Genomic DNA, 14,989 nt, shown 5'->3' on the forward strand with positions numbered 1-14,989 from the left:
GCGAGCTTGCTCCGGGCGGCGTTCCGACGAAGACGTTAGCTCTGCCAACCCACCTATCGGCTCAAAGCCCGAGCCAGAAACGGCGCCGTCCGGCTCTTCTTGCTCGCCGCCACTTTCTGCGGCGTGCCCGCCACGACAATCCTGCCGCCCTGATCCCCCGCCCCCGGTCCGATGTCGATCACCCAGTCACTCTGCGCGACCACGCGCATTTCGTGCTCGACCACAATCACCGTATGCCCCGCCGTCACCAGCGTATCCAACTGCTCCAGCAACCGATCGACATCACGCGGATGCAGCCCGGTGGTCGGCTCATCGAGCACGTACAAGGTCGCGCCGCGCTGGTTGCGCTGCAACTCGGTAGCCAGTTTGATCCGCTGCGCTTCGCCACCCGACAGTTCCGTGGCCGGTTGCCCAAGGCGCAGATAACCCAAACCAATATCGCGCAACACTTCCAGTGAACGGCGAATCCCCGCTTGCCCGGCAAACACCGTCACCGCTTCATCGACGGTCAGTTGCAGCACTTGGGCAATGCTCAAGCCCTCCCACAGAATCGCCAGGGTCTGCGGGTTGTAGCGTGCGCCATGGCAGGTCGGGCACGGCGCATAAACACTGGGCATGAACAACAATTCAACACTGACAAAACCCTCACCTTCACAGGTGGCGCAACGGCCCTTGGCGACATTGAAGGAAAACTGCCCGGCGTCATAACCTGCGGCCCGAGCAGCGTCAGTCGCGGCGTAGAGCTTACGGACGTTATCGAACAACCCGGTGTAGGTCGCCAGATTGGAGCGTGGCGTGCGGCCGATGGGTTTCTGGTCGACCTGCACCAGGCGTTTGATCGACTCCAGCCCGGACGTGACCTGGCCGCTGCTGACCTGCGGCGCGTCGTCTTCGAGGCTGAGTTCTTCCGGCTCGCTGTCCACTGTCGGCCGCCCCAACTGCGCGCCGACCAGTTCCAGCAACGCCTGACTGACCAGACTCGACTTGCCGGAGCCGGACACGCCGGTCACTGACGTGAAGCAGCCCAGCGGGAATTCGGCACTGAGATTATTCAGGTTGTTACGGGTAATGCCGTCGAGCTTCAGCCACGCCGTCGGTTTGCGCGCAGTACGTGTCTGACGCTGCGACTCGGCAAACAGATAAGCCCGCGTCTGCGACGCTTCGATCGCGGCCAGACCTGCCGGCGGGCCGCTGTACAACACTTGCCCACCCTGCTCGCCGGCTGCCGGGCCGACGTCGATCAGCCAGTCAGCGCGGCGCATGGTTTCCAGGTCATGCTCGACCACAAACAGCGTGTTGCCATCAGCCTTCAAGCGCTGCAACGCCTCGAACAACGCTTCGCCATCGGCCGGATGCAAACCGGCGGAAGGTTCGTCGAGCACGTAAATCACCCCGAACAATTGCGAGCCCAGTTGCGTCGCCAGGCGCAAACGCTGCAGCTCACCGGACGACAGCGTTGGCGTGCTGCGCTCCAGCGCCAGATAACCGAGGCCCAGATCGGTCAGCGTGCTGACGCGCTCCAGCAGATCCTCGGCAATGCGCTGCGCCGCCAGACGTTTTTCCAGCGACAGATTGGGCGTGTGGCGCACGTCGGGCGCGCTGCCATGCCCGCTGGCACCGTGAGCCACGCGCTGCTGGCGGGCCTCGCGTGTTTGCGCATGGCTCAAGGTCTCGCCGGTTTCTTCGGCATGTTCCAGATAACTGGCCGCCGCCACCGGCCGCAATACTTCGGCGACTTGCAGCAATGGCATCTGCGACAGCTCGCCGATGTCATACCCGGCAAACGTCACCGACAACGCTTCACGCTTGAGGCGTTTGCCGTCGCATAACGGGCAAGGGCTGCCGAGCATGAACTGTGAAACGCGCTTCTTCATCAGCGCACTTTGCGAATGGGTAAACGTGTGCAGGATGTAGCGGCGCGCACCGGTGAAGGTGCCCTGATAACTCGGCTCCATCTTGCGTTTGAGGGCGACGCGGGTTTCTTCCGGGGTCAGCCCGGCGTACACCGGCACGGTCGGGGTTTCTTCGGTGAACAGAATCCAGTCGCGCTGCTTTTTCGGCAATTTCTTCCACGGGATGTCGACATCGATGCCCATGGTTACGAGGATGTCGCGCAGGTTCTGGCCCTGCCACGCCAACGGCCAGGACGCCACCGCGCGCTGGCGGATGGTCAGGTTCGGATCGGGAACCATCAGCGCCTCGGTGACTTCATAGACGCGGCCGAGGCCATGGCACTCCGGGCAGGCGCCTTGCGGGGTGTTCGGCGAAAAGTCCTCGGCATACAACATCGGCTGCCCCGGCGGATAACTGCCGGCGCGCGAATAGAGCATGCGGATCAGGCTCGACAGCGTGGTCACGCTGCCCACCGACGAGCGTGTGCTCGGCGTGCCGCGTTGCTGTTGCAGGGCCACGGCCGGTGGCAAGCCTTCGATGGAATCGACATCCGGCACGCCAACCTGATCGATCAGCCGTCGCGCATAGGGCGCCACCGATTCAAAGTAGCGGCGCTGGGCTTCGGCGTACAAGGTCGAGAAAGCCAAGGAGGATTTGCCCGAACCGGACACGCCGGTGAACACCACCAGCGCATCGCGGGGAATGTCGACATCGACGTTTTTCAGGTTGTGTTCACGGGCGCCGCGCACTCGGACCATGCCGGCGGGTGCTTTGGAGGTGCGTTTGGAAGTCATCGACCTGCCTTGATAAAGGAATGTTCAGCACTCAGTTGCCGAGAACCACCCGAATCATCTGCAACAAGGCTTCGGGGCTGTACGGTTTGCCGAGCAAATGGGTGTCAGGGCTTAACTGGTGATTGCGCGAGATGATGTCGCGGGTGTGCCCGGAGGTGAACAGCACCGCCACCGGCGGCGTCTGCACCTTGGCCCAGGCGAACAGGTCGGAGCTTTTGATCAGCCCCGGCATGACCACATCGGTGAAGATCAGGTCGACTTCGGTGCCTTCCAGGAGCATTTGCATGGCCGCATCGCCGTGACCGGCGGTCAGCACGCGATAGCCCTCCTCGCGCAACAATTCCACCGCCGAAGCGCGCACCGCGTCGTTGTCCTCGACCACCAGAATCGTCTCGTGGCCACCGCTCTGCTGCCGTTGCAGGTTGGGCGATTCATCAAGTATCGGGCGCAGGCTGCGCGGGAAGTACAACTGCACCTGCGTGCCCTCGCCGACGGTACTGGCGATCTCGACGTGGCCACCGCTCTGTTTGACGAAACCGAACACCATGCTCAGGCCCAGACCGGTGCCCTGACCGTCAGCCTTGGTGGTGAAAAACGGTTCGAACACCTGCTCGAGAATGCCTGGCGCGATGCCGGCGCCGGAGTCACTGACCGCGACGCGGACAAACTCGCCGGGGACGATGCCTTTGCCGGCACAGAATTCACGGTCGAGGCGCACGTTGGCAGCGCTGAGCGCAATGGTGCCCTCGCCCTTCATCGCATCACGGGCATTGATCGCCAGGTTGAGAATGGCGTTTTCCAACTGGTTGCGGTCGACGTTGATGTGCCACGGTTGCTGCGGCAACTGCACGTCGATCTGAATGGTTTCGCCCAGCGCTCGCTGCAGTAATTCACCGACACCTTCGAAAATCTGTCGCGGATTACACACTGCCGGCGACAACGGTTGGCGGCGGGCAAACGCGAGCAGTTGCGAGGACAACTTGGCACCGCGCTCGACCGCCGCCAGCGAGGCACTGACCCGGCGCTGCACATTGGCGTTGTCCGGTTCGTGGCGGGCGAGCAAATGCAGATTGCCAGCGATGACTTGCAGCAGATTATTGAAGTCGTGGGCGACGCCGCCGGTGAGACCGCCGATCGCTTCGAGTTTCTGCGACTGGCGCAACTGCTCTTCAGCCGCCAGCCGCGCCTCAACTTCCTTGCCCACGCGCTGTTCGAGGTTGCGGGTAAATTTGAGCAGGGATTCTTCGGCAATCTTGCGCTCATGAATGTCGATCAGCACGCCGGGAAAGCGCAACGGCTCGCCGTGCTCGTCGAACTCGCAACCGCCGCTGGCCAGCACCCACAGATAACTGCCGTCGCTGCGCCGGACGCGGTATTCAGCGTTATACGGCTCGCCAGTCTGCACGGAATGGGCGACGCGCTCTTGGACCCAGGCGTGGTCATCGGGATGGATGCGCGACTCGGCAATGTCCTGGGCCAGATTGCTCAGGTCATGATCCGGCGGATAAGAGAACGTGCGGGCGAAACGCTCGTCTGCCGAGAGCGTGTTGTTTTTCACGTCCCAGACAAACGAGCCAAGCAAAGCCCCGGCATTCAACGCCAGACGGACCCGCTCATTGTCGGCGCGGTAGGCTTGTTCCGCCGCCTGACGCCGACGTTCGGAGTGCACGAACTCGGTGGTTTCCACCACCATGGCCATGACCCCGGCCGGCTTGCCGTCATCATTGGCCACCGGGCTGTAATACAGATCCATCCAGACGTCTTCGGGGACGCCGTCGCGCAACAGCACCAATTCTTTGTTGCGGAAAGACAAGGTGCCGCCCGCCAGACAGGTGTCGACCACATGCCGGTTGAAATCGGCGACCTCCGGCCAGCCCAACTCCACCGGCGAACCGAGCAGATACGGATGGCGGCCACCGGCAAATATCGAATAGGCGTCGTTGTAGATCATGTAGCCGAGACGGCCCCAGAGCATGACCATCGGCAGTGGCGAGGCCAGCATCAATTGCACCGCGCTGCACAGGCTTGCCGGCCAGCTGTTCAGCGGGCCGAGTTCGGTGTGGCTCCAGTCGAACGCACTGATGCGCCCGGCCATTTCGCCTTTCCAGCCGTCACAACCATGGCTATCGGATAAAAACTGCATCGACTGACTCAGTGTCCTGTGGTGATTGCCCGATAAATCGCGACGCCGTATCGACGCGACGCCCGTCTGTTTCGAGCGTCTGTAGTCGCATTGGTTTCATTTGAGGTATAGCCGATTTAATCTCCGCCTGGAGCCTAAACTCCGATCAGGTGTTTGAGCGGATGGTAGCCAGTTTTCATTTTCGCGGCGACGTCGAGAATGGCCTTCTCGATACCGTTGAGATGCGTACAGGTCAGCTCGATGGCGGCGCTCTGATTGCCGGCCTCGATGTACTCGATCAGGCGCAGGTGTTCGTTGTCGCGGCACACCTCATGACTGTCGTCGTCCAGCGCGGCGGCGTATAGCGAGGCGCGGGAGATCAGCTTCTGGAACCAGTCGAGCAGCACCGGATTATTGAGGCTGCGCGCCAATTTGATGTGGAACTCGCCGAGCAGGTGAATCAAGCGTTCGTGATCACCCGCCGCGTGGGCTTCATCTTCCAGCAGCAGGTGTTCGCGCAGGTCCTGCATCGCCGCGCCGTCCTTGCGGCGGCACAGTTCGGTGACGATGCCGATCTCGATCAGCCGGCGGGTTTCAAACAGCGAGCGGAGCTCTTCATTGCTCGGCAGCGACACCGATGCCCCTTTATTGGGCTCGGTGGTGACCAGCCCATCGGCCTCCAATTGCTTCAACGCGGCGCGCACCGACGTGCGGCTGACATTGAATAACTCGGCCAGCGAGGCCTCGCCCAGTTTCATCCCCGGGCGCAACGAACGCTTGCTGATCGCCTCGTAAACCCCTTGGTAGACGCGGTCGACCGTGGTTTCCAGTTTCTTCTCGGTCATTCGAACCCTCCTTTAGCGTCAGGCAACCAGCCCTTGGCGATGCCTGGCCATGGAAACGCAGATTAATCCGGGCCTTTGCAAATTGCATTCATATATTGCATACCGGCGGACGATGGCGCTGAACATCGGTCAGTCGCGGGAGATCATTTTTGGCGAGGTGTTGATGGCGCATGTACGCGATGAGCAGATCGATGCGAAGACGCTGTACATCGATCAGTTGGGCCTGGATGCGATCGGCCGTATGGGTGGCCATGGTTACGCACGAACCCGAGATTACTTCGATTTGCCGACCCGCTCGTTGCAAGCGTGGACGGAAGCAGCGGGCGGTGGCGAGCGGTTTTGGCCCACCGCCAAATAACCCAGCAGGGAAACGCATTCCCCTGTAGGAGTGAGCCTGCTCGCGATAGCGGTATATCAGACAAATAATCTTTGAATGACAGACCGTCTTCGCGAGCAGGCTCGCTCCCACAGGGATTTATGTCGTTTCTTAGTCCGTGCCGTACTTCGGCGAGCGCGGACCGTACAGCAGGCCTGCCCTATGCCCGGCCGAGAGCAGACGATTGCTCGCCACACCGGCAATCGGGTAGCCGGCATCGGTGGCGCTGTTGATGACTTGCTTTACCGCCGCCGTGATCAGCATGCCGATCAGACCGCCACCGCCGTTGTTGCCGCCCTCTTCGCTCGACGCCCGCGCCGAACCGGTCCACAGCGTGGTGCCGCTTTTCAGGTCAACCAGTTTCGCCGTCGCAGTGACCGCAGTTTCGCTGCTGATCACCATGTAACGCGTACCGTATTCGGTCACGGTGATGTACAGCGCCGCGTCCGCACCGAAGATTTCCTTCAGTTTGCTCGGCGGTGCCTGATGGATATCGTCCGGGGTGGTCAGGCCGTTCTGGCGGAATGTCTCGTCAACCAGCGCGATCGGCAGCACGTAGTAACCGGCCTCGGCCAGCGGGAACGTCACTTGCGACAGCAGGCTGTACGACGCCTTCACATCCGGCGAAGTGTTCAGCGGTGGCAGCACCAGAATGGTCTTCGGCCGCGCCTGTTTGTAGGCCGAGTAATCCACGGTTTTCGGGGCGACGCAGCCACCCAGCACGGTCAGGGCCAGACCGGCGGCCAGCAGTTTCAAGGTACGCGCGATCATTTCGCGTCTCCGCTCTTGGCGTTCTTGAGCAGAAAATCCATGTACGTGCCGGACTCGGGGAACAGGGTTTTCTCGGTTTTGAACTGCTGCACCATCTGGTCGTCCTTACCCATGCTCAGATAGAGCAGGCCAAGGTGCGCGTGGTAACCCGGCGGCACGGCCTTGCCGGTGGAGCGGATTTTCTGCAGGTCACGTTCCAGCGCTTCGGCCTGGGCTTCCTTCGGCTCTTCGCCTTTGAAGTATTCGTAGACCTGGGGTTCGTAGCCTTCCCATTGGTACAGGGTTTGCGGGCCGGGGGCACAACCGGTCAGCAAGGCGCTGGCGGCCAGCGTCAGCGCCATCAGCGAGCGCGACAAAGTCAGATTCATGGGTGTTGCTCCTTGCAATGGGCGTCGATCAGTTGCCCGGTTTCCAGGCACCGGCGTTCATGCCATCGACCAGACGATTGATCGCCTCGCGCATGGCCAGATCCAGTACTTTGCCGTTGAGGGTGGAGTCGTAGGCAGCGGTGCCGCCGAAACCGATGATTTCGCGGTTGGACAGAGCGTATTCACCGGCGCCCTGGGTCGAATAGACCACTTCGGAGGTGCTGATATTGACGATGTTCAGGTTGACCTTGGCGTAGGCGACCTGGGTTTTGCCACGGCCGAGAATGCCGAACAACTGGTGATCGCCGGTCTCTTTGCGGCCGAACTCGGTGACGTCACCGGTGACCACGTAATCAGCGCCTTTCAGGCGTTGGGCCTGGCCCTTGATCGCCGCTTCCTGCTGGATCTCGCCCATGTTGTCGCGGTCCAGCACGCTGAAGCGGTTGGTCTGCTGCAGGTGGGTAATGAGGATGGTCTTGGCCTGACCGCCGAGACGGTCGACGCCGTCGGAGAAGATCCCGCGCATGTAGCTGGAGCGGTTGTCGAACTTGCCCACAGCCATTGGTACACGAACGCCGGTCCAGACTTGCGTGGCGCTTTCCACCTTGGCCACCGGCAAGGCGCGGGAGCTTTCCGTCGCGCAACCTGAGAGTGTGCCAGCCATCGTGCCAAGCACAGCAATTGCGACGCCTGAGACCAGCATCCGGGAGATCATTCTCACTGAGTATTCCTTTGAAAAACGGGGATGTCCCGGCACGGCAATGCGCGGCGGGAGCTGAAAAGGGGCGGCATTATGACAAAGTGCCATCATTCGTGACAGGTTTTTTTGACGCCAGTGAATTGGCTGCCTTGAACAGAAGCAAAACCCTGACTGATCGTTCCCACGCTCTGCGTGGGAATGCAGCCACGGACGCTCCGCGTCCGCTGTGACGCGGAGCGTCACGGGAAGCGTTACCACGCAGAGCGTGGGAACGATCAGACAAGGGGTCGGTGCGCTAATGGAAATCGCGGCTCTGTACGCGGATGCCATTTAGCAACGGGCTGAGGTCGCTCAGCCGGCCAGCGATCAGATGGCGCACTTCGCCCTCTCGCTCCCAGCGGCCATCGACCTTGAGCAATTGCGAACCGACCAGCACTTGCCGCTGACGCTCGGCCAGATCGCGCCACACCACCACGTTGACGTTGCCGAATTCGTCTTCCAGCGTTACGAACGTCACACCGCTGGCAGTGCCCGGTCGTTGGCGTCCGGTCACCAGCCCGGCGACGCTCACCGGCCGACCGTGCTCGACGTCGAGCAATTCCTGCGAACTGCGGCAGCGCAATGCCTTCAACTGGCCGCGCAACAGCGCCAACGGATGCGGCCCCAACGTGGTACCGACGGTGCTGTAATCGGCATGCAGATCCTCGCCAACGCTGGGTTTGGGCAGCACCACCTCGGCCTCCTCCTGGCTCGGCAACCCGGCAAACAGGCCCAGCTGTTTCTGCACCCCGGCGACTTCCCAACGCGCCCGATGCCGATGCCCGGCCAAACCGCGCAACGCCCCGGAATCGGCGAGCAACGCCTGCGCCCGACTGTCGAGCGCCGCCCGCTCGCCCAGGTCGGCAACATCGGCAAACGCCCCGCGCGCCCGCGCCGCCTCGATGCGCCGGGCATCGTCTTCGCGAAAGCCCTTGATCATGCGCAGGCCCATGCGAATTGCCGGTTGCGCCGCAGTGGTGGTTTCCAGGCTGCAATCCCAGTCACTGGCGCGCACGTCGACCGGGCGGATCTGCAATTGATGCCGGCGTGCGTCCTGGAGAATCTGGTCCGGGCTGTAGAAACCCATGGGCCAACTGTTGATCAACGCACAGGCGAACGCCGCCGGTTCGTGGCACTTGAGCCAGCAACTGGCGTAGGTCAGCAAAGCAAAACTGGCGGCGTGGGATTCGGGAAAACCGTAGCTGCCGAAGCCTTTGATCTGCTCGAAAATCTGCGCGGCGAACTCCGGTGTGTAGCCATTCTTCTTCATGCCGGCGGCGAGGCGTTCCTTGTGCGGCTCCAAGCCACCGTGGCGTTTCCACGCGGCCATCGAGCGACGTAATTGATCGGCCTCGCCGGGGCTGTAGTCGGCGGCGACGATGGCGATCTGCATGACCTGTTCCTGAAACAGCGGCACGCCGAGGGTTCTTTCCAGAACGACCTTGAGTTCTGGCGACGGGTAGGTTTCCTCCTCTTCCTTGTTCCGGCGGCGTAGATACGGATGAACCATCCCGCCCTGAATCGGCCCCGGGCGGACGATGGCCACCTCGATCACCAAATCGTAGAACTTCGCCGGTTTCAGGCGCGGCAGCATCGACATCTGTGCGCGGGACTCGATCTGGAACACGCCAATGGTGTCGGCGCGGCTGATCATCTCGTAGGTCGGTTTGTCTTCAGGCGGAATCGTCGCCAGACTCAAGTCCAGATTGCGGTGACGTCGCAGCAAGTCGAAGCAGCGGCGGATTGCACTGAGCATGCCGAGGGCGAGGATATCCACCTTGAGCAGGCCGACCGCGTCGAGGTCGTCCTTGTCCCACTGAATGATCGTGCGCTCGGCCATCGCCGCGTTCTCCACCGGCACCAGCGTGTCCAGCGGCTGCTCGGAAATCACGAAACCGCCGGGGTGTTGCGACAGGTGCCGGGGGAAACCGATCAGTTGCCCGGTCAGGCTCAACACCCGGCGCAGCACCGGACTGTCCGGGTCGAAGCCGCCTTCGAGCAAGCGCTCAAGTGGCGGGGTTTCATCGCTCCAGTGGCCGCAGCAATCGGCCAGTGCATTGATCTGATCGGGCGGCAGGCCCAGGGCCTTGGCCACATCGCGTACGGCGCCGGCAGCGTGGTAGGTGCTGACCACCGCCGTCAGCGCCGCGCGCCCACGGCCGTAACGGCGAAACACATATTGCAGGACTTCTTCGCGGCGCTCGTGTTCGAAATCGACATCGATGTCCGGCGGCTCGTTACGCTCTTTGGACATGAAGCGTTCGAACAGCAGCGTGGTGCGATCCGGGTCGATTTCGGTGATGCCCAAGGCAAAACACACCGCCGAGTTGGCTGCCGAGCCACGGCCCTGACAGAGGATTTTTTGCTCACGGGCAAAACGCACCACGTCGTGTACGGTGAGGAAGTAGCTTTCGTAGCCGAGTTCGGCGATCAGCTGCAATTCATCGTCGATCTGTTTGAGCACTTTGGCTTGCGGGCCTTGGGGCCAGCGCCAGGCAATGCCTTCTTCGCTCAGATGACGCAGCCAGGAACTGGCGCTGTGCCCCTCGGGCACCAACTCTTTGGGGTATTGATAACGCAATTCGCCCAGATCAAATGTGCAACGCCGGGCCAGCCTCACCGACTCATCCAGCAAGGCCTGCGGATACAACTCGCGCAACACCTCAACGCTGCGCAAATGCCGCTCGCCATTGGGATGCAAACGCAGCCCGGCCTCGGCCACCGGCACGTGATGACGGATCGCGGTCATGGTGTCCTGCAAGGCGCGGCGGCCACGGGCGTGCATATGCACATCGCCACTGGCCACGGCCGGAATCTGCAACTCGGCGGCCAGACGCAACAACGCCGCCAGCCGCTGCTGATCATCCTGCCCACGATGCAATTGCACCGCCAGCCACAGGCGTTGGCCGAAGGTCTGCTGCAACCAACGGCCCTCTTCCGCTTGATCAAGCGAGTCCGGCACCCACAACACCAGCAATCCCGGCAGCGCTTCGTCGAAGTCCTCGCGCAACACCTGATACTGGCCTTTTTGCGTGCGCCGGCGTGCACGGGTGATCAAGCCGCACAGCGCCTGATAGCCCGCAAGATTCTCCACCAGCAGCACCAGTTTCGGACCGTTTTCAATGCGCACTTCACTGCCGATGATCAGCGGCAGCTCAACCGATTTCGCCGCTTGCCAGGCGCGAACGATCCCGGCCAGCGTGCACTCATCGGTGATCGCCAGCGCCTGATAGCCGTGCTTTTTTGCCCGTTGAAACAGTTCAAGCGCACTGGACGCACCGCGCTGAAAACTGAAGTTCGACAGGCAGTGCAGTTCGGCGTAACCGTCGCTCATGCAAACCAGCCCTGCAGCCACAACGGACCGCCCTCGCCCACCGCGCGATAAGCCCAGCCCTGTTGGCCGGCGCGGTTCTGGATCAGGTAATAATCGCGGCGCACATCGTCACCGTCCCACCAGCCGGACTCGATACGTTCCGGCCCCATCAGAATCCGCGCCGAACCTTGCGCCACGCTCTGCGGTTCGCCGAGCAACCAGCCCGGGCGATGCACGCTGGGCAAAGCTGCGCAGCGTTGTTTGTCGACGCCGTGCTGCCACGCGCACTCCGGCCGATGATCAGCCTGAAAACGCAGCCCCTGCACGGCGTCATCGCCCAAGCGTGCACGCAGGCGTTCGCGCAACTGCTCCCACGGCAAGGTCTGCTGCGGACGATCGTCGAACAGTTCCTGAAACTGCGGCACGAATCTAGGCAGGTCCTCGGAGCGCAGACGAAAGCCGCGCACGGGCGCCTCGACTTGCACCTGTTCCAGCCGCCCGCGCGCCAGTTCAAACAGCATCGCCGGATCACGTTCGGCGCTGAGCAAACCGACTTTGATCACGCTGTCCGGCAGCCCGGCGTGCTCCAGATGCAGGTCGAAACGTTGTACGCCGCTGTCACGCCCGCAGAGGAACGCCGACAGATCGCCGGTCAAACGGCGTAATGGGAACAGCAAGGCCTGATGCGACTGCACGTCGAAATTCAGTTCGATGCGTACGTCGAAACGATCCGGTGGCAGGTAAAATTCCAGCGCCAAGGGTCGCGCACCGAACAAGGTGTCGAGGTGTTTGAGCATCTGCGCTTCGAAGCGCCGAGCCAGCGCCTGACGCGGCAGACTCTGCACCTGACTGAGATTGCGCAGGCCCATGCGCGACAACGCCGTGGCCACGCTTGGTTCCAGGCCGACGCGGTCGACCGGTAACTGGCCGAGGTGATGCTGCAAAGCCTCGCCGTCGGGCACCACCAAGCCGTCATAGGCGTTGGCCAGCACCCGCGCCGCCACCGGGTTCGGTGCGGCAACGATGCGATGACGGAAACCCAGATCGCTCAGTTCCTTGCGCAACCGTGCTTCGAACTGTGCCCAGGAACCAAACAGACCCAGGCTGGATTCGATCTCGAACACTACGGTGCGCGGGTAATGCACGCTGACCTGCGCGCTGAAACCGTAGGCCCACGCGGCGAGAAACTGCTGCCAGTGCTCGACCTCGGCAGCCTCGTAATCGGCGGTGGCAAAACCCTTGCTCATGGCCTGCGCAGCGGTCATCGACTGGCCGGGACGCAAACCGAGTTTGCGTGCCGCCGGGTTGACCGCTTGCAATACACGGCGCTGGGCCGGGCCGTTGAGCAGCACCAGCGGTTCATCAGGATCGGGGCGCTGACGCAGCACGGCGTCGAGGGCCAATTGCGGGAACAGAATACACACCCAGCGCATGGCGACCTCAATGACCCACGGCAAAGGCAATCGGCGCCGCACGCGCCAAACCGCCACGGCACTTGAGCACGCGCAACTGCGCAGGTTTGGCGTCGATGGCGATGCGCAACGCCGCCGGTGACGGATTGACTGCTTCACTCAACGGGCGCCAGGCAAACGCCAAGGTCTGGCCGGTTTCCGCCGCCACCTGCAAACGGCGCAATGCGCGGTCATCGGCCTTGTGCGGCCAGCACAACACCGCGCCACAACTGCCTGAACGCAGGCACTGTTCCGCCGCCCACAAGGCATCGCGCTCGCTGGCCTGAATCACCGACAACTGGCGCAAATCGACCCCGGCGTTTTCCCACGCCTGCGGGTACGGCACAAACGGTGGCGCCACCAGCACAATGCGCTCGCCCGCCGCCGACAACCGCGCCAGCGTCGGCCAGACCAGTTGCAGCTCACCAACACCGGGGCCGGCCAACAGGATTTCGCTCAGCGCCGCCTCCGGCCAGCCACCGCTGGGCAATGCCGCGTCCAGCGCGGCGTGCCCGGTCGGTTGCGGGCTGGCAGCGGGTGGCGCAGGCCGGCCTTTCCAGACCTGGCCGCCATTGAACAGCGTATCCAACGCAACGACGGCGCCCATCAGCCTTGCCTCACCAGACCACAGAACACCCCTTCGATGGCCAGATCCTGATCATCACGCACGACAATCGGCTGGTACGCCGGGTTGCGCGGCAACAGCCGCACTTCAGCGCCGAGCCGTTCGAAGCGTTTGATGGTGACTTCACCGTCGAGCCGCGCCACCACGATCTGGCCGTTGAGCGCTTCGGGATTGCGCCGCACGCCGACCAGATCACCGTCGAGAATGCCGTCCTCGATCATCGAATCGCCCTGCACCCGCAGCATGTAGTCGGGCGTGCGCGAGAACAGCGCCGGGTCGAGCAGCAAGCGGCTATGGATGTCGGCATCGGCGCCAATCGGCGCACCGGCAGCGACGCGGCCGAGCACGGGGATGTCGAGCAGCTCCGGGCGCGGCGGTTGCCCGAGCAGGCGAATGCCGCGGGCCTGATGCGGATTGACCTCGATAAACCCGGCTTCGGTGAGCGCGAGCACATGCTTGCGCGCCACGCTGCGCGAGGCAAAACCAAAAGCCTCGCTGATTTCAGCGAGGCTTGGGGGCTGACCGTGTTCGGCGATTCGATCGCGGATAAACGTCAGGATGGCGGTACGGCGGGGAGTCAGATTGGTCATGGAGTACATTTGTACTCCTGTAGGATTTTCCTGACAAGCGCCGCCAGTCGGCCTATGCCGACGTTGATTTGATCGTTCCCACGCTCCGCGTGGGAATGCAGCCCGTGACGCTCCGCGTCACTGGACGCAGAGCGTCCCCAGAGGCGTTCCCACGCAGAGCGTGGGAACGATCAGTGCGGGGGTGTCAGTTAAGGCCGCGTTCGGCGAGGAATTCGGCGATGTAGTCGATGAAAGCAACGACCTTGGCCGTGGCCCGGCGGTGGCTCGGGTACACCGCGAGAATGTGCGGGCCAAAGGTGTCCGGATCGATCTCGTAATCGGCCATGACCCGCACCAGCCGCCCGTCGGCAATGTACGGTGCGGCGCTCCACAGCGGCGTGTGCAGCAAACCGCGCCCGGCCAGGGCACTGGCCAGCAACAAATCGTAATTGTCACTGCGCAACAGCGGATTCGCCGGTTGCGCCAGGCTCAAGCGCTGCCCGTCGCGCTCGGCCCACCAGAATTCGCGGCTAAGCAACGGGTGCTGATAGAGCAGCCATTCATGCTGTTCAAGGGTTTGCGGATTCACTGGCAAGCCCTTGCGCGCGAGGTATTCCGGGCTGCCGCACAAGGCCAGACGATTGCTGCCGACCACCCGTGCAATCAGCCCCGGCAAATCATCGTGGCCTTCGCGCAATGCCAGGTCGTAGCCACTTTCCAGCAAATTGACGAAGGCATCGCACAGGTCCACTTGCAGGCTGATCTGCGGGTATTGCTGCAAAAAGCCGTCACACACCTGATCGAGAAACGCCCGCCCATACGCCAGCGGCGCGGTGATTTTCAGGCTGCCGCGCAAACCGTGCTGCAACTGCTCGATTTCCTCGCTGGCCTCGTCCAGCCGCTGCAGCACCAGTCGCGCGGTTTCCAGGTACACCCGGCCAATTTCAGTGAGCAAAATCCGCCGCGTGCTGCGCTCAAACAGCCGTGCGCCGAGCTCCGATTCCAGGTGATTGACCGCTTTGGTCAGCGCCGACGGGGTCTTGCCCAACTGCTCGGCGGCGCGGCTGAAACTGCCGAGTTGCGCAGTGACGACGAACATTTTCAAAGCACCCAACTTGTCCAT

11 protein-coding genes and 1 pseudogene are annotated in these 14,989 nt (G+C 62.7%); 1 reads left to right on the forward strand and 11 read right to left on the reverse strand.

The window, feature by feature from the left end; translation table 11 throughout:
- Positions 1-53 precede the first annotated feature (53 nt).
- From ACOYXJ_RS25945 to ACOYXJ_RS25955, 3 genes are all read right to left on the reverse strand, one after another.
- Positions 54-2,687, reverse strand: coding sequence for an excinuclease ABC subunit UvrA (locus ACOYXJ_RS25945; RefSeq protein ID WP_460372335.1), 2,634 nt, complete (start codon positions 2,685-2,687; stop codon positions 54-56).
- 31 nt (positions 2,688-2,718) lie between these two features.
- Positions 2,719-4,830 carry a hybrid sensor histidine kinase/response regulator gene (locus tag ACOYXJ_RS25950; RefSeq protein WP_460372337.1) on the reverse strand — a complete coding sequence of 704 codons (2,112 nt, stop codon included), beginning with the start codon at positions 4,828-4,830 and terminating at the stop codon, positions 2,719-2,721.
- 134 nt (positions 4,831-4,964) lie between these two features.
- Complete coding sequence (locus tag ACOYXJ_RS25955; RefSeq protein ID WP_110719136.1) at positions 4,965-5,654, reverse strand: GntR family transcriptional regulator; 690 nt, start codon at positions 5,652-5,654, stop codon at positions 4,965-4,967.
- Positions 5,655-5,757: 103 nt separating this feature from the next.
- Between ACOYXJ_RS25955 and ACOYXJ_RS25960 the strand changes: the two are divergent.
- Positions 5,758-6,012: pseudogene (locus ACOYXJ_RS25960) on the forward strand (flavin reductase family protein); the annotation flags it as partial.
- 129 nt (positions 6,013-6,141) lie between these two features.
- Here ACOYXJ_RS25960 and ACOYXJ_RS25965 read toward each other — a convergent pair.
- From ACOYXJ_RS25965 to ACOYXJ_RS26000, 8 genes are all read right to left on the reverse strand, one after another.
- On the reverse strand, positions 6,142-6,801 hold the full coding sequence (locus ACOYXJ_RS25965) for a DUF799 domain-containing protein (RefSeq protein WP_141130022.1): 660 nt from the start codon (positions 6,799-6,801) through the stop codon (positions 6,142-6,144).
- Complete coding sequence (locus tag ACOYXJ_RS25970) at positions 6,798-7,169, reverse strand: DUF4810 domain-containing protein (RefSeq protein WP_150730713.1); 372 nt, start codon at positions 7,167-7,169, stop codon at positions 6,798-6,800. Before ACOYXJ_RS25970 ends, ACOYXJ_RS25965 begins: the two co-directional genes overlap by 4 nt.
- A gap of 28 nt (positions 7,170-7,197) precedes the next feature.
- The gene (locus ACOYXJ_RS25975; RefSeq protein WP_176470095.1) at positions 7,198-7,884 is read right to left on the reverse strand and encodes a CsgG/HfaB family protein; all 687 of its coding nucleotides are present in this window, start codon (positions 7,882-7,884) and stop codon (positions 7,198-7,200) included.
- A 280-nt stretch (positions 7,885-8,164) separates the two neighbouring features.
- The gene (locus ACOYXJ_RS25980) at positions 8,165-11,263 is read right to left on the reverse strand and encodes an error-prone DNA polymerase (protein WP_460372340.1); all 3,099 of its coding nucleotides are present in this window, start codon (positions 11,261-11,263) and stop codon (positions 8,165-8,167) included.
- Positions 11,239-12,654 carry a Y-family DNA polymerase gene (locus tag ACOYXJ_RS25985; protein ID WP_460372342.1) on the reverse strand — a complete coding sequence of 472 codons (1,416 nt, stop codon included), beginning with the start codon at positions 12,652-12,654 and terminating at the stop codon, positions 11,239-11,241. The genes ACOYXJ_RS25980 and ACOYXJ_RS25985 overlap by 25 nt, the downstream gene beginning before the upstream one ends.
- 7 nt (positions 12,655-12,661) lie before the next feature.
- The gene (gene imuA / locus ACOYXJ_RS25990) at positions 12,662-13,279 is read right to left on the reverse strand and encodes a translesion DNA synthesis-associated protein ImuA (protein ID WP_095121011.1); all 618 of its coding nucleotides are present in this window, start codon (positions 13,277-13,279) and stop codon (positions 12,662-12,664) included.
- Positions 13,279-13,896, reverse strand: coding sequence for a transcriptional repressor LexA (gene lexA / locus ACOYXJ_RS25995; protein WP_095121012.1), 618 nt, complete (start codon positions 13,894-13,896; stop codon positions 13,279-13,281). Before lexA ends, imuA begins: the two co-directional genes overlap by 1 nt.
- A gap of 175 nt (positions 13,897-14,071) precedes the next feature.
- Entirely contained in the window at positions 14,072-14,989 is a 918-nt protein-coding gene (locus ACOYXJ_RS26000; RefSeq protein ID WP_460372344.1) for a LysR family transcriptional regulator, read from the reverse strand.

The organism is Pseudomonas sp. Tul2A7, assembly GCF_054790505.1.

Coding starts and splice junctions, on each gene's coding strand:
- ACOYXJ_RS25970 (WP_150730713.1), bottom strand. CDS start 7,169: ATGAATCTGACTTTGTCGCGCTCGCTGATGGCGCTGACGCTGGCCGCC.
- ACOYXJ_RS25945 (WP_460372335.1), bottom strand. CDS start 2,687: ATGACTTCCAAACGCACCTCCAAAGCACCCGCCGGCATGGTCCGAGTG.
- ACOYXJ_RS26000 (WP_460372344.1), bottom strand. CDS start 14,989: ATGGACAAGTTGGGTGCTTTGAAAATGTTCGTCGTCACTGCGCAACTC.
- imuA (WP_095121011.1), bottom strand. CDS start 13,279: ATGGGCGCCGTCGTTGCGTTGGATACGCTGTTCAATGGCGGCCAGGTC.
- ACOYXJ_RS25975 (WP_176470095.1), bottom strand. CDS start 7,884: ATGATCTCCCGGATGCTGGTCTCAGGCGTCGCAATTGCTGTGCTTGGC.
- ACOYXJ_RS25965 (WP_141130022.1), bottom strand. CDS start 6,801: ATGATCGCGCGTACCTTGAAACTGCTGGCCGCCGGTCTGGCCCTGACC.
- ACOYXJ_RS25950 (WP_460372337.1), bottom strand. CDS start 4,830: ATGCAGTTTTTATCCGATAGCCATGGTTGTGACGGCTGGAAAGGCGAA.
- ACOYXJ_RS25985 (WP_460372342.1), bottom strand. CDS start 12,654: ATGCGCTGGGTGTGTATTCTGTTCCCGCAATTGGCCCTCGACGCCGTG.
- ACOYXJ_RS25955 (WP_110719136.1), bottom strand. CDS start 5,654: ATGACCGAGAAGAAACTGGAAACCACGGTCGACCGCGTCTACCAAGGG.
- lexA (WP_095121012.1), bottom strand. CDS start 13,896: ATGTACTCCATGACCAATCTGACTCCCCGCCGTACCGCCATCCTGACG.